Annotated in this window: 15 protein-coding genes; 3 read left to right on the top strand and 12 right to left on the bottom strand. The window is 66.0% G+C overall.

What is annotated here, in order from left to right; all coding sequences use genetic code 11:
* Positions 1-246 precede the first annotated feature (246 nt).
* From ACFYTE_RS36350 to dndB, 10 genes are all read right to left on the bottom strand, one after another.
* The gene (locus ACFYTE_RS36350; protein ID WP_388719923.1) at positions 247-1,404 is read right to left on the bottom strand and encodes a helix-turn-helix domain-containing protein; all 1,158 of its coding nucleotides are present in this window, start codon (positions 1,402-1,404) and stop codon (positions 247-249) included.
* A complete protein-coding gene (locus tag ACFYTE_RS36345) occupies positions 1,394-2,200 on the bottom strand; it encodes a hypothetical protein (RefSeq protein WP_388719920.1) in 807 nt (268 codons plus the stop codon). The genes ACFYTE_RS36350 and ACFYTE_RS36345 overlap by 11 nt, the downstream gene beginning before the upstream one ends.
* 267 nt (positions 2,201-2,467) lie before the next feature.
* Complete coding sequence (locus tag ACFYTE_RS36340) at positions 2,468-4,651, bottom strand: hypothetical protein (RefSeq protein WP_388719917.1); 2,184 nt, start codon at positions 4,649-4,651, stop codon at positions 2,468-2,470.
* A gap of 177 nt (positions 4,652-4,828) precedes the next feature.
* A complete protein-coding gene (locus tag ACFYTE_RS36335) occupies positions 4,829-6,559 on the bottom strand; it encodes an ATP-binding protein (RefSeq protein ID WP_388719914.1) in 1,731 nt (576 codons plus the stop codon).
* 9 nt (positions 6,560-6,568) lie between these two features.
* Positions 6,569-6,970: a GIY-YIG nuclease family protein gene (locus ACFYTE_RS36330; RefSeq protein WP_388719911.1), complete on the bottom strand. Its 402-nt coding sequence runs from the start codon at positions 6,968-6,970 to the stop codon at positions 6,569-6,571.
* A complete protein-coding gene (locus ACFYTE_RS36325; RefSeq protein WP_388719908.1) occupies positions 6,967-7,437 on the bottom strand; it encodes a hypothetical protein in 471 nt (156 codons plus the stop codon). Before ACFYTE_RS36325 ends, ACFYTE_RS36330 begins: the two co-directional genes overlap by 4 nt.
* A gap of 296 nt (positions 7,438-7,733) precedes the next feature.
* A complete protein-coding gene (dndE, locus tag ACFYTE_RS36320; protein WP_388719905.1) occupies positions 7,734-8,114 on the bottom strand; it encodes a DNA sulfur modification protein DndE in 381 nt (126 codons plus the stop codon).
* Positions 8,104-10,095 carry a DNA sulfur modification protein DndD gene (gene dndD, locus ACFYTE_RS36315; RefSeq protein ID WP_388719902.1) on the bottom strand — a complete coding sequence of 664 codons (1,992 nt, stop codon included), beginning with the start codon at positions 10,093-10,095 and terminating at the stop codon, positions 8,104-8,106. Before dndD ends, dndE begins: the two co-directional genes overlap by 11 nt.
* On the bottom strand, positions 10,082-11,575 hold the full coding sequence (gene dndC / locus ACFYTE_RS36310) for a DNA phosphorothioation system sulfurtransferase DndC (RefSeq protein WP_388719899.1): 1,494 nt from the start codon (positions 11,573-11,575) through the stop codon (positions 10,082-10,084). The genes dndD and dndC overlap by 14 nt, the downstream gene beginning before the upstream one ends.
* On the bottom strand, positions 11,572-12,675 hold the full coding sequence (dndB, locus tag ACFYTE_RS36305) for a DNA sulfur modification protein DndB (RefSeq protein ID WP_388719896.1): 1,104 nt from the start codon (positions 12,673-12,675) through the stop codon (positions 11,572-11,574). The genes dndC and dndB overlap by 4 nt, the downstream gene beginning before the upstream one ends.
* A gap of 102 nt (positions 12,676-12,777) precedes the next feature.
* Between dndB and dndA the strand changes: the two genes are divergently transcribed.
* Positions 12,778-13,923 carry a cysteine desulfurase DndA gene (gene dndA / locus ACFYTE_RS36300; protein WP_388719893.1) on the top strand — a complete coding sequence of 382 codons (1,146 nt, stop codon included), beginning with the start codon at positions 12,778-12,780 and terminating at the stop codon, positions 13,921-13,923.
* A gap of 7 nt (positions 13,924-13,930) precedes the next feature.
* Here the strand turns inward: dndA and ACFYTE_RS36295 are convergent, their stop codons facing one another.
* A complete protein-coding gene (locus tag ACFYTE_RS36295) occupies positions 13,931-15,367 on the bottom strand; it encodes a DNA phosphorothioation-associated putative methyltransferase (RefSeq protein ID WP_388719890.1) in 1,437 nt (478 codons plus the stop codon).
* 258 nt (positions 15,368-15,625) lie between these two features.
* Positions 15,626-16,159 (bottom strand): hypothetical protein, encoded by a 534-nt coding sequence (locus ACFYTE_RS36290; RefSeq protein ID WP_388719887.1) that lies wholly within the window; start codon positions 16,157-16,159, stop codon positions 15,626-15,628.
* A gap of 663 nt (positions 16,160-16,822) precedes the next feature.
* Here ACFYTE_RS36290 and ACFYTE_RS36285 point away from each other — a divergent pair.
* Complete coding sequence (locus ACFYTE_RS36285) at positions 16,823-17,104, top strand: hypothetical protein (protein WP_388719884.1); 282 nt, start codon at positions 16,823-16,825, stop codon at positions 17,102-17,104.
* Positions 17,105-17,231: 127 nt separating this feature from the next.
* A complete protein-coding gene (locus ACFYTE_RS36280) occupies positions 17,232-18,467 on the top strand; it encodes a DUF6907 domain-containing protein (protein ID WP_388719880.1) in 1,236 nt (411 codons plus the stop codon).
* Positions 18,468-18,486: the final 19 nt, after the last annotated feature.

The raw sequence follows: 18,486 nt of genomic DNA, 5'->3' as shown, positions 1-18,486 counted from the left end.
CTGGTGCTGCTCGGTTCGGTTCGCACCTCCGAGCTACCAAGGGGCCCTGTCTTCATGTGCCTACCGCCAGAAGATCACCCCGGCGGGAAACCTGTCGACTTGCACGTTCCATGATCGGTTGAGATACGGCTTCTCACTCTCCCGCCGTCTCTACGACAGGAGCCAATCCCAATTCACGGCGGCGTATTCCAGCTGCGATGGCCAATCTGAAAGCGGGTTTCTCTCCCACTGGGATGCGAACAAACATCAGACAAGCCGGAGGACTGGTCGGGTGTCTGGCAGGCCCAACAGCTCTCGGACTCGCGCCGGTTTCCAGGCGAGCTCATGTGCCAGGTCCCGGATGGTCAAGCCGGTGTCTTGCTCTGCCAGTTCGAAAGCGGAGCGCAGCATGATTGGTTGCTCGCCGGGGAAGTGGCTGACCGGCTCTGGGGAAAAGCCCGGCTGCTGGCGCAGGCCACGTAGCCGCTGGTAGGCGCGGCTGGCAGTGGAATCGGAGATCAGTCCGAGCTCGCGGCACCGGTAGACCAGCGAGTGAACCGATACGCCCCAGGTACGAGAGAGGGTGGCGAGCTGCGTGAAGTCCAGGCGTCGTGGGAGTACCGGCAGGATGCTGTTCCTGGGAGTGAGGAACTCCGCGGCGAAGGTGTCGGCCTCCCGCTCCTGCTGGGCGTCACCCGTCGCTGTAGCGTGCAACACCAAGTGACCCAGCTCGTGGGCGGCGCTGAAGCGGTACCGGTAGACGTCGTCGGCCCGGTTGGCGGTGATGATGGCCAGTGGCCTGGGCAGGCCAGCGCTGGCGAAGGCGTCGACCTTGCTCAACGCGTTGTCCACCGGAGGTGAGACGACGACGATCCCGTGGGACTCCATCCGCCTCACCAAGTGCCCCACGGGTCCCTGGCCCAGCCCCCAATGCTGGCGAAGGGCCCGGGCGGCAGCGATCGGCTCGGCGGGCAGCTCGGTTCCGGGGTGTACCTCCCCGCCCGCAAATCCGGGCAGATTAACCAAGGGGAGCCTGACCCGCTTCTCCAGGGCATGAGTGAGTTCCCAGACCTGGCCGGCGTAACCCAGGGCACGGTTGCGCTGGGCACCGGAGGTTGAGCGCAGTGCTCGGAAGTGGGCCATGGACGCGTCCAACGTGCCTATGGGCCTGCCGGCGAGGAAGAAATTCGCGGGAACATCCAGCACCGCGGCAAGGCTTCCGATCAGTTCGGGTCGGGGCTTGTTGCTTCCCGTCTCGTACTGCCCGACCGCGGCGGCCGTGACCCCGATGGCGTCGGCCACCTGTTTCTTGGTAAGCCCGGCGAGGTGCCGGGCCTGTGTGAGCCGCGCGGCTTCGAAGCCGCGGTTCAGGTCATGAAGGTCGGCATGGTCGACACCTGGGAGCGCGGGCTGTTCAGTGCTCATCACTCTTCGCCGTGTCGGATTCGGAGGCCTCATGCTCGGTCGCCACCGGCAGGTCCAGCTTACGAATCATGTTCCGCTCTGGCTCGGAGCGGGTGGCCAGCATCACGCGCGGGAGCTCGCCGGAGTCGAACACGGGCTGCGCGGCACGCGAATGTGGCACCGAGGCCGGGCGACCGGGCTGTTCAACAGAGAGAGCGGTGAACCGCGAGGCCCAGTCGAGATGACCCGCACCGTCCAGCAAGTTCGCCTGCCCCCACCAGGCGCCGTGCAGCCCGGAGAGGTTCATTACGTAGGGGATCAGTACGAGTGCCGGCCGGGGACTGAGCTCGGCGAGCTCAGCCAGCGACCGCCGTAGATCCGGCTCAGGCGGTTCAACGCCGATTCCCGGCAACGCCTCCTCTGTCCAGCGCGCCTGCGGGCTGAATGCGGAGAACAGCTCAGCCACGATCTTGGTGATCTTCCGGGGCCACTTCTCTCCGGGGTCGGAGCGCTTCTGGGTGTCGATGCGGAACGGGTACAGCAAGGTGTTGCGGACCAGCACGAGTTCGTAGAAGGTCCCGACTGGCACCATGCGCGTGCCGTCGATCTCCAGGTCGAGGACGCGCTCGGCGACCCTGTCGAACTGGTTGGTCATACGGGCGCCGGCTGCCGCGTACTGCTTCCCGGACCGGGCGACTGCGTGGACGTCAAGCATCGCGTCGCGGGTGTCGAGCAAGCCGGCCTCCACTGCGCCCTGGATCCGCAATGTGTCCTGGCCGAACAGTGCGGCCGACCACAGGGAGTTACCCTCGTTCATCTGACCTGCTCTCTTCCGACGGCGTCCTTGCCAATCAGAGAGCATGCTACACGAGAGCTTTAGTTGATCTCGTAATTCTTGCACTAACGGTTTAGAAGTCCCTCTGGTTTACCCTCAGGTCGATGTGGGAGCAGCCAGACGAGGTCGGAGACCCGGCCCGGAGGGACAGCGCATCGCACCGTCTGAGCTGCGGGGCGGTTCGCACTGCCGCGGGTGGGCTGCGACGGTGCCGGGCTCTGCGGTTTGCTGACCGCCCCGCCCTCGGGGTTACTGACTGTCGAGATCTTCTCCTGAGCCGGAGAGATTCTCCTCGTTCAGGTCCAGCTCGACCTGGGTGGCCCGGACGGGCTGGTCGGCCCGCCATGCTTCGAACTCCTGGTCCGACACTTCGAACCAGTTGCGGAGGGCCTTCTTGAGCGCGCTGGTGGCCAGTTTCTTGGCCTGATCTTCCCGCTTGTCGGGCCCGAGCGTGGGCTGGCTGATCTCCAGGGCCTTGGACTGCTGCTTGATGCACAGATCCAGGTAGAGGCGCCGGGCGTCGCCGAGCCCTGCATCGAAGGCGTCTCGATCGGTCAGCCATGGGGAGATGTGCTGCCAGACCGAGGGCATGGTGAGGGCCTGCATCCAGAAGTACCGGAAGTACACCGCGTTAGGGGTGTCCATGTTGGCGATCTGGTTTATCGGGTTGCTGCAGTCCTTGCTGAAGGCGTACCTGCGGTCGCGTGCGCGGCCCCGGTCGATCCCGAAGAAGGTGTTCCAAGCCGTGACCAGGGCTTCCGCGAATGCAGGAAGATCCTTGAGGTCGGCGCCGCCGGGCTGGTTCTTGCGCATCTCCCACAGGGAGCCGAGGGTCATGATCATGCCGAGCTGGCAGGCGTGCGTGTTGAAGACGCCGAAGGCGATCTTGCAGCGCCTGACGGCGTCCGGTCGGACCGAGCCCAGGTATTCGTGGGCGCGGTGCTCGTCGAACTCGCTCTCCTTCTCCTTTTGGGCCTCCCAGGCCCGGATCACGTCTGACTTCGGCGGTTTCGGGCCGTCCTGGGTGCGGTTGGCCTGGTAGTGGTCGTAGCTGTCGCGCAGGGTCCAGTAGATCCCGACGCCGCCGAACAGAGCGTCATGTGCGAGCTGGGCGTGGGTGTTCGCGGTGTGCCAGCTGTCCTTGAAGCTGGTGAGGCTGGCTGCGTGGGCGGCGTACGGCGCGGTCCGCGACAGGAGAGTCAGGATTGCCTGACCCCAGGTGTCCATGAACCTGCTGGCCAGGGCCTCCGAGCGACCGAGGGGGAACTTGGTGTCGCCGATGCCGTCCAGGTCGTAGGGGTAGCCGGCGTCGTCGAGGTACTCCGGCAGGAGGCTGACCAGGTCGAGCTGGGTGCGCATGAAGCGGTCGCGTTCCTCGCCCTTCTCTCTGCCGCTGATCGGCTGAGCAAGGTTCGTGAGGTACTTGGGCGGGCCGAAGATGCAGCGGTTGACGGCCATCTTGAGCAGGTGGATGTTCGTCATGACTGACCAGCGGGCGGGGCGGCTGGTGTTCACCTCGGGGTTGTCGTACTCCACGGCGTACAGCGGCAGATACGTGCCGCTGCGGCCACGCAGGGCACTCAGCAGACTGCGGGTGAGTACGTTGGACAGCTCGCCGTCGGACAGCAGGATGATCCGGGATTCGCTCGGAGGGCGAGCCTCCTTGTTGACGTCGACGAACAGCTTGCGTGCCGCCTCATGCGCCCGAGAGGACTCGCCAGTCTCACCCGGGAACCAGCAGACCGTCACCGGCACCTCGATCTTCGCCAAGTCCACCTCGGAGACCTGGTACTCGTGGAGCAGGTGCTCGACCTGGTGCTGGTAGAAGGGGCGGAACTTCTCGCCGCTGCCCTGCCAACTACGGGAGAGAGTCCGCTCGATGGCCAGCAGCGCCATTGCCCGGTGCTGGCCATCGAGGACGACCAGGCTCGACTCCGACTGGTTCCACCACAGTTTGCCCAGGTTTGCCCCGTGGAGCTGTCCGTCGGCGTCGAGGAGACGGTGCACCCGGAAGGCGTTGGCGGCCCGCTCTTCCTGCCATGGCGCATCGTCATGCTCGACCGAAGTCGGGGCCCCCAGCGCAGGGAAGGCGGTCGGCCGCTTGTTCTGAAACGGCAGGAGCACCGCCACGATCGGAGGGAAGAACGCCGGACCGGTGGACTTCTGCTTGAGCAGGTACGGGATGAGGTTGACAGCCACCCGGTGATCGTCCAGGTCCCGTTGAAGCAGCTGGTTGAAGTCAAGATCCCCCGGGTCCATGACCTCCCGAACCGGGGCCAGGCTCTTGGTGAGCTGCCGCTCGGGCGCGTCGGCGTCTCCTCCGAGCCTGGCCTTGGTCATGATGTAGTCGACCCGGCCGGCAGGAGTGTCAAAGCTGCCCCAGGTGCCCTGCACGTAGTCACGGAAGGTGATCTTGGAGCCTGCGCCATACATCCTTACGTTGCCTCTCTGAAGACGGTCGTGCCGCGGCAGGCGGCAGGAGAAGGTGCTCGTGGGGCCGCACGGCTGTACGCGGTCCGGGAGTTGGGCCCTCGCGCGGACATCGGCGGCCGGTGGTGCACGGAAGCGGCGCCGTGGGCGGGTCGCTGAACGCGACCCGCCCACACCGCCTCACTGGTCCTTGAATTCCTCGCGCAGCAGCGCTTCTGTGAACATGCCCCAGTAGGTGCGCAGATCGTCGAAGCGCTCGGGGTCCTCGTACATACCCTCCGCTCGCGCGTAGCCCATGAAGAGCAGGTCGATGGCCGCCTCCGCTCGACGAGCCAGGTCGGTGAGCTCCTCCGGCTCCATGCCCTGCGCGCCTTCGTCGGCAACCTTCTTCAACGGCGCGTACACCTTGTCGAAGAACGCGTGGCGGTGGTTGAGCTTGACCACGGACTTGCCGTTGAGGTGGTGGATCACCAGGAACTCCTTGCCTGGCCACTGGGCGTCCAGCAGCGTGATGGGCTTGGAGTTGATCTGCTCGCGCAACTTTTCGATCTTGGCAGCGTCCTCGTTGGCGTCCAGGCCCATGTCCGCGGCGGCCTGTTGAACCACCTTCTCCTCCTGCTCGGGGGTCGCCCCCCGGCCGGCCAGGCCATTGGGAAGGGCGGGGACGACCTTGGAGGCGGTGTCCATGCTGCCGCTGTGCTCGCCGTCCTCGAATCGCTTCTGGGTCTCGGTCTCCTTCCACATAGCGCGGACCTGCCTAAGGGCCTGCTTTACCGGGGGCTTGAGCCACTCCCGCAGTTCGGTCCGCAGCTTGCTGACCGGTTCCGCCCCGCGCTTGACGTTGCGTACCTGGAAGTACTCGTCCAGCTCCGCAGGGAAGCTCACCTCCACCGCGACGTAGCGCAGGACCTTGTCACTGCGTCCGCCCTCAAGCAGGCGCGGGATGATGTCGTAGTAGATCTCGCGGCCGTTGCGCAGGATGCTGATCTTGGCTGTGTTGTCGGCATTGATCTGGAACTCGGTGATGTCCTGGCCCTTGTGGTCCGTCTCGCCGCCCGCTCCCTGCCAGGGGCGGAATTCCTTGGGGACGATGGCGACCGCGACGTGCACCTTGTGGCCGTCAATGGTCAGATCGGTTTCCTCGATGAGTTCGCCGCGCGGGTCCAGCGGCTTGTAGCGGGAGATGATCCTGGGGTTGTCCCGGAGGAAGAGCGGGTCGTGGAGCGTGACGACCTTGCCGTCCAGCTCGAACACCCGACCAGTGTCGATGTAGGTCCGGTAGGCGCGGGCGATGAACTTGCGCAGTTCCGAGATCTTCTGGTCGAGGGAGGTGCCGTAAGTGCCGCCGCTGGAAAGCCGGTCAATCTTCCCGAACACCACGACCGTTCCGGAGGCGAACGGCCGGTCGTCGCGCCCGACCATCAGCTTGGCCGCCTCCGCGGGCCAGACCTGGGCCTCGGTGGTGGTGATGTACTGCTGCTTGCCGTCCCGGATCTCCTGCAGGTCGATGTAACTGTGGTAGATCTTCGGGTTGCCGGTCTGCTTGCTGTAGATGTCGATGCGCTCACCCAGGCTGAGGCCAGCGAGCTTGAGACCGACGCCGAACCGTCCCAGTCCCTCGCGCTTCCCGTAGCGGCTGCTGTAGCCCATGGAGAGCACATGGTGCATCTGGGTGGGGTCGATGCCGATGCCGTTGTCGGCGATGATCATGCTGTCGATCGTCTTCTTGCCGCGGCCGAAGACCGGCAGCACACGCATCAAAGTGGCTTCGGCCTCGATGGAGTTGTCCAGCGGCTCTCCGATGGCGGCGGTGAGGTCGAAGCCGGCGTCGCGCATGGAGTCCAGTGCGCGGTCCACCTGGATGAGTTCGGCGCGATGGTCGTCCGGGGAGAGGAAGAGCGGGGTCGTCATCATGGGTCCTTAGCTGGCGTCGGTGGACAGGGACTCATGGCGTCCCTGGGCTTGGGCGTGGAGGCGGGCCTGTCGCGCGGCGCGCTGACTGGGAAGGCAGAACGCGCACGGCGTGGGGTGGAAGTCGGGCCGGTCGGGGTGGATGCGGTTGGACACATTCGGCGCCAGGAGGTGGAACAGCGCGCACTCGACGTCGTAGGCCCCGGCCACGCTGGAGTGCACGTCGTAGGTGAAGTAGTCGCCGTGCCGGTTGGTGCAGTGCCGAAGGAGCCGTCGGCGGACATCGGTGTCGCTACGGCCGATGTACGTAGGGCGGCCAGCCGCTGTGTACAGGACGTAGGTGCCGATCCGCTGCGGCGGGATGAGGGCGCGTACGAGCCAGGGCCGCAGCCGCATGGGTCTGGGGGTCACGCCGCAGCCTCCGCGTTGCGCCAGAGCGTCCTGGCGTGGCGTCGGGCGCGGCTGATGCGCTCGCGCATCCGAGGCAGCGGCACACCGAGGTGGCGGGCCATGGAGGTGGCGTCGTGGCCATGAGCGAGGTCGTCGAGCAGGACGCGCTCGGCGCTGGCGAGTTCCGGCTCGGCCTGCAGCCACGCCATGATTTCCACGACCAGGTAGCGGGCGTCGGTGTGCCCGTGGTCGGCCCGCTCGTGGTTGAGCGGGACTACGGGGGCGATGGCGCGGCGACGCTCCAGCGCCTCGTACGCGTGCCCCATCGCCGACCGGATGCGGTGCTGAGCAGGGGTGGAGGTGTCTGTCGGGTTGCGCAGGAGCTCGTCGAGGGCGCGATCGATGCGGTCGAGCTCGTAGGTGTCGCGGCTGGCCAGCGCCTGCTTCTGCAGAGCAGTGACCGCCCCGGCGACGGGGTGGCTGATCATGTTCGCTCCGGGTTGCCTGGTGGTGGGCCCCATGCGGTGGCACACGTCCGAAAAATGAAGCGGTGTTATGGAGTTGTCCGCTTGAGACTACTTGACGGACTGACAGGTGACGGTGTTTTGCTCGAAGCTGGCTGCTTCGGCCCAACGGCCTCCTCGCCCCTATAGGTCGGGTGACAGACACAGTTGTTGCAGCGCGGCACAAAGGTTTTTGACGATCCGTCGGCAGCCATCGGCGACATACACACCAGGACCCGCCTCCCGAGCGATGAGGGAGACGGGTCCTGGCAGATGTTGCCCTATTCGGCGGTGACGGCGATGAGCTTCTGAATGGAGCGCAGGTCCTGGCGTCCGGCGAGGAAGCCGATGCCGCGGTGTAGGTGGATAAGCAGCGTCTTGGCCACGGCGGCGTCGGTGGGCTCGTCCCCATCAGCGACGCACCTCTGCTTGAGCAGGGACAGGTAGACGTCACCGTGCGGACCAGCGAAGGTCTTCCAAGCGATCTCGACGTTGGAGTCGGTGGTGATCTCTCGCACGAGCGGGGTAGAGGGGTCGCGCAGGGACAGCGCCAGCGCCCACCGGCACAGCTCGTTCCATTGTGTCAGGCCGGTGTGGCGCTTGAGCCAGGACAGCTGGTCCTTGGCGGCCTGGGACAGCCGGATGGTGATCTCAGACGGCATGCAAGGCTCCCTCGGTCCACCAGTAGCCCTTCGCAACGCGGGTGGTGAATGTGGTGTCGTCGTGCACGAGGACGTAACTGTGGGCGATGGACGGCCTCAGCCGCTGAAGGAGGTGCTCGTCGATCTCTTCATCTGTGGACAAGAGGAGGACCTGTCGGCCGGCGTGCGGGAAGTAGCGGTCGACGAGGTGCTCGCGATGGCGGCTGTCCAGACGCCCGAGCGGGGTGTCGATCACTGTGGGTAGACGGTTGCCCGCGACCTTGGCCAGTCCCCACAGCAGCGAGATGGCCAGCAGTTGCCGCTCTCCCGCGCTGAGCCGGGCGGGGTCGATGGGTTCCTCGTCGCGGTTGGTCAGCGCAAGCGTGAACTTGTCGGTGTCGATCCGTAGATCCTTGATCAGCCCGCTCTTGCGCATCAGCGTCTGGAAGCTGCGTAGAACAGCCACCTCCAGGCTGCTGATGTGCTTGAGCAGGAGCGCCTCGCCGAACCGCTCCAACGTGTTGCGGGCCTTGTCCGCATAGGTGATGACGCGTTGAAGCTCCTCTTCGCGGACAAACGTTCTGACCCTCTTCTGTCGCGCGCGCTCCAGGTCCGCTTCGAGGCGCTCATGCCGGGACCTGGCCTCCGCAACCAGCGCCCTGTGATGCTCCACTGTGGCGCGGGCGACGATGACCGCCTCGGAGGCTTGTTGGCGGTCTTCGATCAGGGTCTTGATCTGCTGTTCGTCGGGTACGGCCGCCAACTGGCGCTCAGCCTGCTGGAGTTCCCGCACGGTCTTATCTGCGGAGCGAAGGAGTTCTGCCGCGCGGGCTGAGTCCGTCTCCAGCATCTCGTCGAGCGCTGACAGTTTCTGCGGGAGATCGGGCGGCAGGGACAGGTCCAGGTCCAGTTCGGTGGCTGCCGCGCGCTTCTTGCGGTCCGCGGTCAGTTTCCTCTTCAGCGCCGTACGGTCCGCGGCGGGCACGCCGTCCGGCAGCTGGTCGACCAGCCAGGCGTCACGCCTCTCGAGGATGCCGATGACCTGACGAGCTTCGGCCGCCTCATGCTCGCGCACGGCCTGTTCCTGCAGCGCTGCCAGTTGCTCACGCAGCAGCAGGAGTGGCAGCGGCCCCTCGGCGAGGCCCCGAAGGTCCTTTTGCGTCTGGGCCAGACGCTCCGCAGTGGCCTCCTTCGCGGCCTCGAGCCCGCGTCGCTCCTCGTAGAGCCTTCCGCCGGCGCGTTCGAAGTCGCGCTCTATCTTGGCGAGCTGGGCCTGGGCGACGTCCAGGTGCGAGGTGGCATGCGCTAGGAGCTGGCTCTGGTCGGAGAGCTCCTGGGCCGCGGCCTGTGACTTGTCCTTGAAGTCGCGGATCTGATCCAGGATGCCCTGATCCTCCTGCGACAGCCGTTGGCGGCGCTGGAGGGCGAGCAGGTCAGTCCGCAGCTGTTCGACGGCCCTGACGCCGAGAAGGGACTGGACGGCGGCTTCGATGACGTCGGCGGCCCGCTCGGGGTCGGCGAGCTGTTCCACTTTCTCGCCGTCGAAGAAGAACAGCGACGCCACCTCGAGGGGGAGGATCTCCTCGACGTGCTCAGCCCATGTCTCGCTGATCGTGTCGTCGTACTTGCCGTCCACGGTGACGGCGAGGCTCTCCCGCACCTGCTTGCCCTTGGCGAACCAGGTGCGGGCCACCTCGTAGGTGCGGGGACGGCCCTCGACGGTGATTGAGAACTCCAGCCGCAACTCCGCGCCGCGCTGCGGATCGGCCGCCCGGTTGATGCTCTCACGCAGGTAGGTGTCGTACGAGCGGTTGCCGCGCCCGCTGCAGCGGGCCCTGGGCCCGTACAGCACGAGCTGGATGGCGTCGAGCAGAGTCGTCTTGCCGCAGCCGTTCAGACCGCCGATCAAGACGATCGGGCGCTTGGGCTTCACGCGAAGGTCCAGGCTCTGCCGGCCCTGGTAGGCGCCGAAGTCGTGCAGTGTGAGGTTATGCAGGTGCATCGGTGGTGATCTCTTCGTCCGGCGTCGTCTGTGTCGGGTCGCTCTCGCGCATTTCCTGCAGCCGCTTGGCGAACCGCAGCGCGTCGTCCGCGTCCTCGTAGTAGCCCTTCTTGATCGCCTTCTCCAGGGCTTCGAAAAGGCCGGCCCGCCGGGTCATGGTCCGATACTGGCGCTCGATCGCGAGGAGCTCACGGGTCATCGAGAAGTGGATCGGATCGTCCTCGCAGGCCTCCTTGAGCAGGCCGATCTCCTCGGCGCCCAGGACGAGCTGCTCGTCGAGAGGCAGTCCTGGGAACTTCTCGCCGGTCGCCTGCTCGTAGATCTGCGGCAGGGAGTCCTCGACTTCGTGCTTCTCGAAGACCCAGATCCGGCGGATCTCCTGCAGCTCCGCCATCGAGATCAGCTCAATGTTGCGCACGTGCTCGGGTGCCTTCTTGCGGACCTGGGCCTGGGCGGCGAGGAGCTTGCGCAGCCAGTCCTCGCGGGCTGACTGTTTGTATGGGCCGGGGATGGGCCGGTCGCCGAACAGCTGCACGTTGCCGTTCATGCGGCGGAAGTCCCGTGTCTGGGCTTCCTTGGTGACGTCGTCGAGCTCGTTGCGGAGCTTGAGCAATGGTCGCATCCACTGCTTCTCGTCGTCGTTGCGGATCATGGCGGTCATCGACTTGTCCTGCTCCACCAGCGTGCAGGTCCAGCACCCGAAGCGACTGTCACCGCACGAAGGCGTGCTGTCGTCGACGACCAGCGGGCACTCGGAGTCGTCCGACGCACCCTGGTACATGGTCAGTAGGTCCTTGTTCTTGTGGCCCCACGGATTGGGGTACTGCATCAAGAACGCCCAGACCTCCTCTGTCGACCACGCCTCGATGGGGCTGTAGACGAGGGAGTTGGGGAGGTTGCCGTTGGGCGAGAGCCGATCGCGGACCCGCCCCCTCTCATGCCGGGCCATCGCCCGTGCTCGTGCCTGACTCTCCGCCTTGCGGATTCCCAGCACGAGGATCGCCTCGCCGTGCCGGCGCACCACGCGCCGGATGAAGGCGTTCGACGGCTTGATCTTCAACCGCTCGGTGCACCACCGGAACTTCGGGCGGGGCGCGGGGTAGCCCTTGCCGATCAGGCTGACCCAGAAGGTGTCCTTGATCTCCGGGGTCAGTTTGTGCGACTCGATGGGCAGCTGCTGTTCTTGCGCAGCGTCGCGCATGGTGTCCAGGGACTGTCCTACCCATGCGGAGACGACGGGGTTCTCCACCAGGGTGTCTGTGCTGATCACATGCACCGGCTTCGTGCGCTGCTCGGCCGGTAGGTCCTTGAGCGCGAGCCACACGAGTTGGAGGACGGCGGTGGAGTCCTTGCCGCCGCTGTACCCGACTACCCACGGCACCTCATCAGCGACGTAGAGCTCGCGGATCTCCTCCGTCAACTCCTCGACAACCTCCGCCAGGGGCTGGTCCTGGAAAGGCGCCGCCTTGGGGGTGCTCATGACTCTCCTCGCAGGTAAGCGTCTTCTACACGCTGTTCCTCGGCGCTCAGCTCGAGCTTCAGGTGCTGGCGCAGGTAATTCACGGTCAAGGTCAAGTTTTGGTGGCTCTTGGACACCCGTCCGCCGACCAGCGCGCGCCCCTCCCAGTCGGTGTTGGCGCGCGACCAGTCCACCGACGACAGGCGTTTAAGCGTCGGCGTCCAGCTCCGCGGTGCTAGTGACTTGCGCAGCAGGGAATTACCTACCCGACCCAGCGCGTGCAGCGCGATCCCGTGGGTGTGCAGGTAGTCGCGGCGGACGTCCGGCGGCGACAGCTCCCGGCGTCGGACCAGCTTCCACTCCGGGATCACTGCATCGACCGCGGCCCAATACGCCTCAGCCAGCTCCCGGGACTGGTCCTTCGTGATCTCCAGGCCCTGCAGCAGGGACTGGGTGGCGTAGTACACAGAGCTCAGGGTGAACAGCTTGCGCGAGCGCTGGGACAGCGTGGAACTCTCCATCTCCACAAAGCCTTTGAACACTGGCGCGCGCATCGCCAGCAGCCGCACCGTGGTCGCCAGATCGTCACGGTGGTCGTACAGAACCCCGATGGAGCGCGGCGGCCGCACGGCATGCCGGTTCAAGTCGGCGAACATCTGTTGACAGCGGGCGAGTCCGGCGTCGTGGAAGAAGACCACGGCGATCGTCTCCTCGCCCAGGTCAGGGTTCTCCTTCAGCGCCTGTTCGATCGCGGCACGCCGGTGCTGACCGTCGTTGATCAGGAACCGGGCGGCCATCGAGATCCGGATCTGGCCGGCCCGCATCCCTACGCCGCTGTCCGCGATGCCTTCGAAGCGCATGTCGCCGTCGACGGAGGCCGTCAGCGCGCTGAAGACGTAATCGGTGGGGTTGTCGACGAGGTAGCGCGTCAGCGCTGGCAGCCGCCCCTTGTTCAAGATCCGCTGGGCGCGCACCTCGGGTGCCAGCTCGTCCTCGTCGAAGAGGAAGATCTTCGGGATGAGCCGCAGGGGGCACATGGACACGTAAAACTCGCGCCCGGCCTGGATGCCACGGATAGCCGGAAAAACATACTCAAAACCGGCAGAGGTGGCCGGTTCCACGGGCTGAGAAGCAACAGAAGATCCCACCCACTCACGCTATCGTACGTCAGGTAAATGACGTACAGGACCTGCAGATTAACGCTCGAAGGTGGATTGGGTTCGATGGTGACGTACCTCGATGCGGCGGCGACGACGCGCGTGGACCAGCGGGTGGCCGATATCGTTCTGCATTGGATGACTGCAGAGTTCGGCAATGCGGGCAGCCGCCACGAGTACGGCACCCGGGCCAAGCGCGGGGTGGAGCGGGCCCGCGAGTACCTGGCCAGCACAGTGGGTGCGGAGCCTGACGAGCTGATCTTCACCAGCGGCGCCACGGAGAGCAACAATATCGCCCTGCTCGGGCTCGCCCCCTACGGCGAACGCACTGGCCGGCGCCACATCATCACCTCCGCCATCGAGCACAAGGCGGTACTCGAACCGCTGGAGCACCTGGCCAGCCGCGGGTTCGAAGTCGACTTCCTCACACCTGGCCCCTCCGGCCGGATCTCGGTGGAAGCGGTGATGGAACGGCTGCGACCGGACACCCTCCTGGTATCTCTCATGCATGTGAACAACGAGACCGGTGTGATCCAGCCGGTCGCCGAGCTCGCGCAGCAACTGCGGGCCACCCCCACCTACCTGCACGTGGACGCCGCCCAGGGGTACGGCAAGGTACCCAGCGACCTCACGACGCCCATCGACATGATCAGCATCAGCGGGCACAAGATCGGCGCTCCCAAGGGTGTGGGAGCCCTGGTCACCCGCCGCCGCGAGGAGATGGACGACGAGCGGGTCCCCCTCGAGCCCATCATGTTCGGCGGCGGCCAGGAGCGAAAACTGCGTCCCGGTACCCTGCCCGTTCCCCTGATCATGGGGCTGGCCGAGGCGGCGAAGATCTTCGAAGCCGAGCACGCCCAGTGGCAGGCCGCTGCCCAGGATCTGCGTTCCCGGCTCCTGGCCGGGCTTGCCTCGACGAGCTTCCAGATCAACGGTGACCAGGAGCACGTCGTTCCACACATCCTCAATCTGTCCTTCGAGGACGTGGACGCCGAGGCATTCCTCGTCACTCTCAAAAACCTGGTCGCGGTTGCAACCGGCTCGGCGTGCACCAGCGCCTCCTTCACGCCCAGCCATGTGCTCCGTGCCATGGCACTGCCCGAGGAGGCGGTCTCGAAAAGTTTGCGCTTCTCTTGGACCCCCGGGCAGGCAACAGACCTGGACGTGGAGGAGCTGGCCCGAGGGGTCGCGAAGCTGAAGCCGAGCTATTGAGCTCCCCTCACTCACATGCGCGGATGAGGCGATGCCCGCGCAGGGCCCGTCCGCAGCGGGCGAGTTCGCTCTCCCAGCCATTCTCGGTGCCGATCAGGTGTGGGTGCGCGTACAAGCCGGCCCGCACCTCGGCCTCGGTCAGCCGCCGATACTTGGCGGCGTCCGGATCGTCGGGGTGGAGAAACTCGTGCTTGCGGTGCAGCAGCGGGCGGTTCTCGCGGCTGCCGTACGAGTGATGGGAGGTCTCAGACGTCGTGAGGTCCACCTGGTAGGACGTCAGCAGACGGGGATGAGGGTCGCAGTCAAAGTCGGGATAGTCCAGCCAGCTGACCGCTCGCCCCCGGTGGCAGAGCTTGACCACTGTCCATGCCTGCGGGCGCCCGGCAGCGATCGACGCACAATGCTCATACAGCCGCAGCACCGTGGGCATCCGCTCCACAGCGCGCCGATGAACGTACAAGGCGGTGGGTGTCAACTTGCCCACCGCGGAGGCATTCATCGCCCCGCGGACGTAGGTGTCGTCCCGCAGCTTGAGCAGCAGGCGATCTGCACGCTGGCATGCCTCCTTGTAGGACGAGAAGAACGCACGGATGTCCAGCTGCACCGTCAACGGCAGGCTGGTGAACGGTCCCCGGCCGTTGAAGAGCTCGACCGCGAGGAACAGCAGCGTATTGAGGGTGGTCCGCTTGGCGCCCTCGTCCACTTTGGCCGGGTCGGCGGATTCACGCACAAGCCGATTCACTTCGGCTGGACGCAGATGTCCCAACAACTGGGCCGTGGGCAAGGGCATTTCCTCCAGCCGCGGTGGCCGGCCGCGACGCTCCACATGGTCGACCAGCGCGGCAATCGCGGAGGTCGTGTCGTCCGAGGCCAACCACTGGTCGTCCGCGATGATGCGACGCGCCAGGTAGCTCAGCCGTGCTGTGTCGTCCTTGAAGGCGTAAATGATCCCAGGTGAGGCCGAGACGGCGCGGACACCCGTGACTTCTTCCACGTACGTCCGTAGCTCGCTGGCACCGTACAGGTGCTGGAAGGTGTTGCGCCGGGTCAGCAGGCCGTCGCCGAACTCCTCGCCGTTGACCTTGGACCGCTCCCAAGTCAGGCGCGCGGAGACGATCAGGACCGTACTTGCCAGGTCCCAGGCACGCTGAAGGGTGCGCCGCCGCTCAGACGGATCCTCGATCACGTTCAGGACATAGGTCAGCAGCACGACCGGGCACGGCTCCAAGCGCGCTTCCGGCTGGTAGAACGGATCCCAGCCGGCCGCTTCACACCCCATGTGCTCCAGCGCGCGCACATCGTCCCCACGTCCGCATCCATAGTCGAGCACCGCACCGCCCGGCAGGATCTGTCCGTCGATGACCGCCTGGCGTGCCGGAACCGAAAGCCCACCCCTGCTGATCGCGGTCAGCCGACGGTCGCTGCCCCAGTCTCTCTGGCCCATTGATCACGTCCTCACGCACAATCAATTGACAGACCTGGCTGCATCCATGAGGCGGCTGTTGAACACCCTGACCGCCAGAGACCGCCGGGTACGTTTCAGCCCCGGCGACATGACGGTCAGCGGTCCACCGGGGCTTTCGCGCTAAGGATAGCTCTGGCTGACAGCCGAGTGGGCCCTCTTGCGCTCGGAAGTCCCCCGCCCCCACGGCTGCCGGGGCGAGGGACTTCCGGCGTGCCTGCTGCGCCATCCGCCCTGAAGTCAGGAGATATTTTCTGGAAGGGCTATCAGCCTGCCATCCTGGATCTCCCACACGTTTTTGAACGTCGCGCAGCGAGCTAGGACGTCGGAGCCATCACGCTCCAACTGGTGAGAGCGTGTGGTGGCCAAGAACATCCGACTGGGGCGCTCCGACGTTTCCGGCACAGCAGGTTTTGAGTAACGGGCCGTGCCAGTGTTCAGCAGGAAAGGGCAGCCAGCAGACCTGTCTGTTGCTGCAAAGGTTGCACACTCAACGTGCATGGGAGGATCCAGCGTCAGGCGAAGCCGAATCACCGACGGGCCGCCGATAACTGCACGCCAGTAGCGAAGAGGGTCACCGCACAAACCGCACAGCTCGTCGCGGATGCACTCCAGGCGTCGAGCACCGTCCAGTTCGGTGAAGTCGGGGAGGCCATCGGGGCGAATTGCTGTGACGTAGGTGATCGGGTAACCCCTGTGGTCACGAGGGCGGTTAGCCAGCCACTTCGGCAATGGGGTGCGAATTCTTTTTGTGGTCGGGTTATCTGGAGCCACGTGTGAAACTCCCGTACGCTTGGTGTTTATCAATCAATTCACAGATGCCTGTGTCGGCAGTCAGATACCTGGGCCTCGCGGGAGGTTTTTCTTCACTGGCGAGACAGTTTTTCTAATACCCCTACGTTGACATGGATTGGATCAAGGAATCCAGCCCTTCGTGTCTGCCGTGAGCGATAGAAGAGGGTCTGTGCTGTACACGATTAATTGACGGTTCGTAGGAACACGTGGCAGGAGTGTGAGCGCGCCGCGCAGCAGCGATCGTTAAACCGAGCCTTGCGAGGCGGAGACCGCGTGGCAGCGGTTCGTAAGTGTCTGGGAATCGGTGGGCAAGGTCCTGGCGGAAGCGTGTGCAGCGAAGATGCCGCCTGTCGCTCTGGGCGACGAACTGACGTCGCGGGTTCCGGTGGGATGGCGGTGCCCCGCTCGGTGGTGCCGGTCCCGGGGAACCAGCTCAGCGCCGCGCACCTGTCACCATGTGCGCCACTATCTGGCATCTCGGCCAGGACGAGCCGTCCGTTGGCCATGGCAGCGAGTAGGCAGTAGCGGCCCTGCCAAAGGTCCGTCGCAGCCGCGATCTGCTCTGCGGAGATCCCGCGCCATAGTCGGTGGTGCGCCGCCAGCCTCCCTGCCGCGTGGCGTCCCGGCGTCGAGCGCGCCGCCGTGGCCCGCACCTGCGGCACCGTATGCGGCGGCCGAGCCACCGGCACCCACTGCGTACGCGACTACACCCGCCCGCAGGTCGCCCGGATCGTCGCCGCGTACAAGCCGCGCAAGACCGACCACGACGCTGCGACCGCCTGCCTCGCCCGCACCGTCACGGCGGCGCAGGCAGCACAGCACCTCCGGGGGAGCTACCGCCCACGACGCTCAAGATCTTCGAAAGTGCGCATTTTACGCGCGACCTACCAGACGGTAACCGACCTTGAGGCGGCGCTCACCTGAACGGAGAAGGGGCAGCCCCACCCGATCCGCCAAGGCCACTAAGACAAGAGGCAAGCGGCCTCGGATCCGATGTTCACGGGGATTGGGTCCGAGGCGTGAAGAGAATCTGAACCGACCAGGAGTGATCGTGAACCACACCGTACAGTCCGCTGCCGCCCTCGCCACCCCGTCACAGTTCAACACCGACGCCCGCCCCACCGAGCCCGCCGTCCACGATCGCGCCACCCTCACCCTCGTCCCGTCCGCGCCGGCGTGCGTCGTCTGGTCGTGGTGCACCGTCACCGGCGACCATGAGATGCACATCTCCCACGACGTCACCATCGATCAGCCCGGCGGCGGGACCGTCCTGGACGCCCGTGTCATGGCCGAGGACGGCCGTGACGGCGGTCCCGGCCTCGCCCCGTTCATCGGGTATTGCGAGGCCGATCTCACCCCCGATGGGCTGCGCACCGAGGTCGCCAACATCCGCGCCACCCTGCCCCGCCTGGAGGCGTTGGCGGACATCGTCGACGGCACCCAGCCGAAGCTGTCGGCCGCCCGGGTTCTCGACAACCTCGACCGATTCCTCACCACCGACGGTGAGCCGAAGGTCACCGCTTTCGTCGACTACGTCAAGGAAATGGTCGGCGAGTCCGACGACCCCGCCGCAACCGTGGAGGACATCGCCTTCACCATCGCCCGCCACAGGGCCGGTAAGGCCGCCGAGGCCCGCCGAGCCCTCACCGAGTTCCTCGCCGAGCACGACATCACCCAGATTCCGGCCGACGGCCCCAACGGTGACTCGCTGACCGAGCCGCTCTACTTCCGCGAGCGCGACGGCCGCCGCTTCCTGGTGACGCCGGTCGGCGCGGCCCCGGCCGAAATGCTGGAGTACCTGCGCGGCGCGTTCACGGCCCAGGAGTCGGCCGTGCCAAGGGCACGCACCTGGTCCATCAGTACCGAGAGCGGGACGACCGTGAGCGGCCACCTCCCGGCGTGGGCCGAGGACGACCCGAGCAAGACCGATCTGCCCGTCGCGAAGCTGCACTTCCACCTGTCTGATGTGACGCACTACCAGGCCTTCCCTGGCCAGCCGATGGTGATCAACACTCCGTTCGGCATCGATGGGGGGCGCGAAATCTACGAAGAGAACGTGTTCTGCGCGACGATCACGTGCTCCCCGCATTCCTCCGTCCCCGACCACCGTGTCCCAACCGCGACCATCGCGGTCGTCGAGGACTGCGTGATGGAGGACTTGGACCCCCAGGGCGTCACGGACGTCGCGGCCAAGCTGCGGGCGCAGGCCGACTGCCTCGACCAAGTCGCCGCCGACCTGGCCGACGCTCGCGCCGACTGGGCCGAGAACGCCCAGGTAACGGCGTGACCGACGGCTGCAGCCAAAG

Source organism: Streptomyces sp. NPDC004629 (assembly GCF_042873595.1).
GTDB lineage: Bacteria > Actinomycetota > Actinomycetes > Streptomycetales > Streptomycetaceae > Streptomyces.
This window is presented reverse-complemented; position numbering and strand designations above follow the sequence as displayed.

What these genes read in the sequence shown, in the direction of transcription:
- dndA (WP_388719893.1), top strand. Translation starts at nt 12,778, where the DNA reads ATGGTGACGTACCTCGATGCGGCGGCGACGACGCGCGTGGACCAGCGG.
- ACFYTE_RS36295 (WP_388719890.1), bottom strand. Translation starts at nt 15,367, where the DNA reads ATGGGCCAGAGAGACTGGGGCAGCGACCGTCGGCTGACCGCGATCAGC.
- dndC (WP_388719899.1), bottom strand. Translation starts at nt 11,575, where the DNA reads ATGAGCACCCCCAAGGCGGCGCCTTTCCAGGACCAGCCCCTGGCGGAG.
- ACFYTE_RS36340 (WP_388719917.1), bottom strand. Translation starts at nt 4,651, where the DNA reads ATGTATGGCGCAGGCTCCAAGATCACCTTCCGTGACTACGTGCAGGGC.
- ACFYTE_RS36335 (WP_388719914.1), bottom strand. Translation starts at nt 6,559, where the DNA reads ATGACGACCCCGCTCTTCCTCTCCCCGGACGACCATCGCGCCGAACTC.
- ACFYTE_RS36350 (WP_388719923.1), bottom strand. Translation starts at nt 1,404, where the DNA reads ATGAGCACTGAACAGCCCGCGCTCCCAGGTGTCGACCATGCCGACCTT.
- dndE (WP_388719905.1), bottom strand. Translation starts at nt 8,114, where the DNA reads ATGCCGTCTGAGATCACCATCCGGCTGTCCCAGGCCGCCAAGGACCAG.
- ACFYTE_RS36325 (WP_388719908.1), bottom strand. Translation starts at nt 7,437, where the DNA reads ATGATCAGCCACCCCGTCGCCGGGGCGGTCACTGCTCTGCAGAAGCAG.
- ACFYTE_RS36345 (WP_388719920.1), bottom strand. Translation starts at nt 2,200, where the DNA reads ATGAACGAGGGTAACTCCCTGTGGTCGGCCGCACTGTTCGGCCAGGAC.
- dndD (WP_388719902.1), bottom strand. Translation starts at nt 10,095, where the DNA reads ATGCACCTGCATAACCTCACACTGCACGACTTCGGCGCCTACCAGGGC.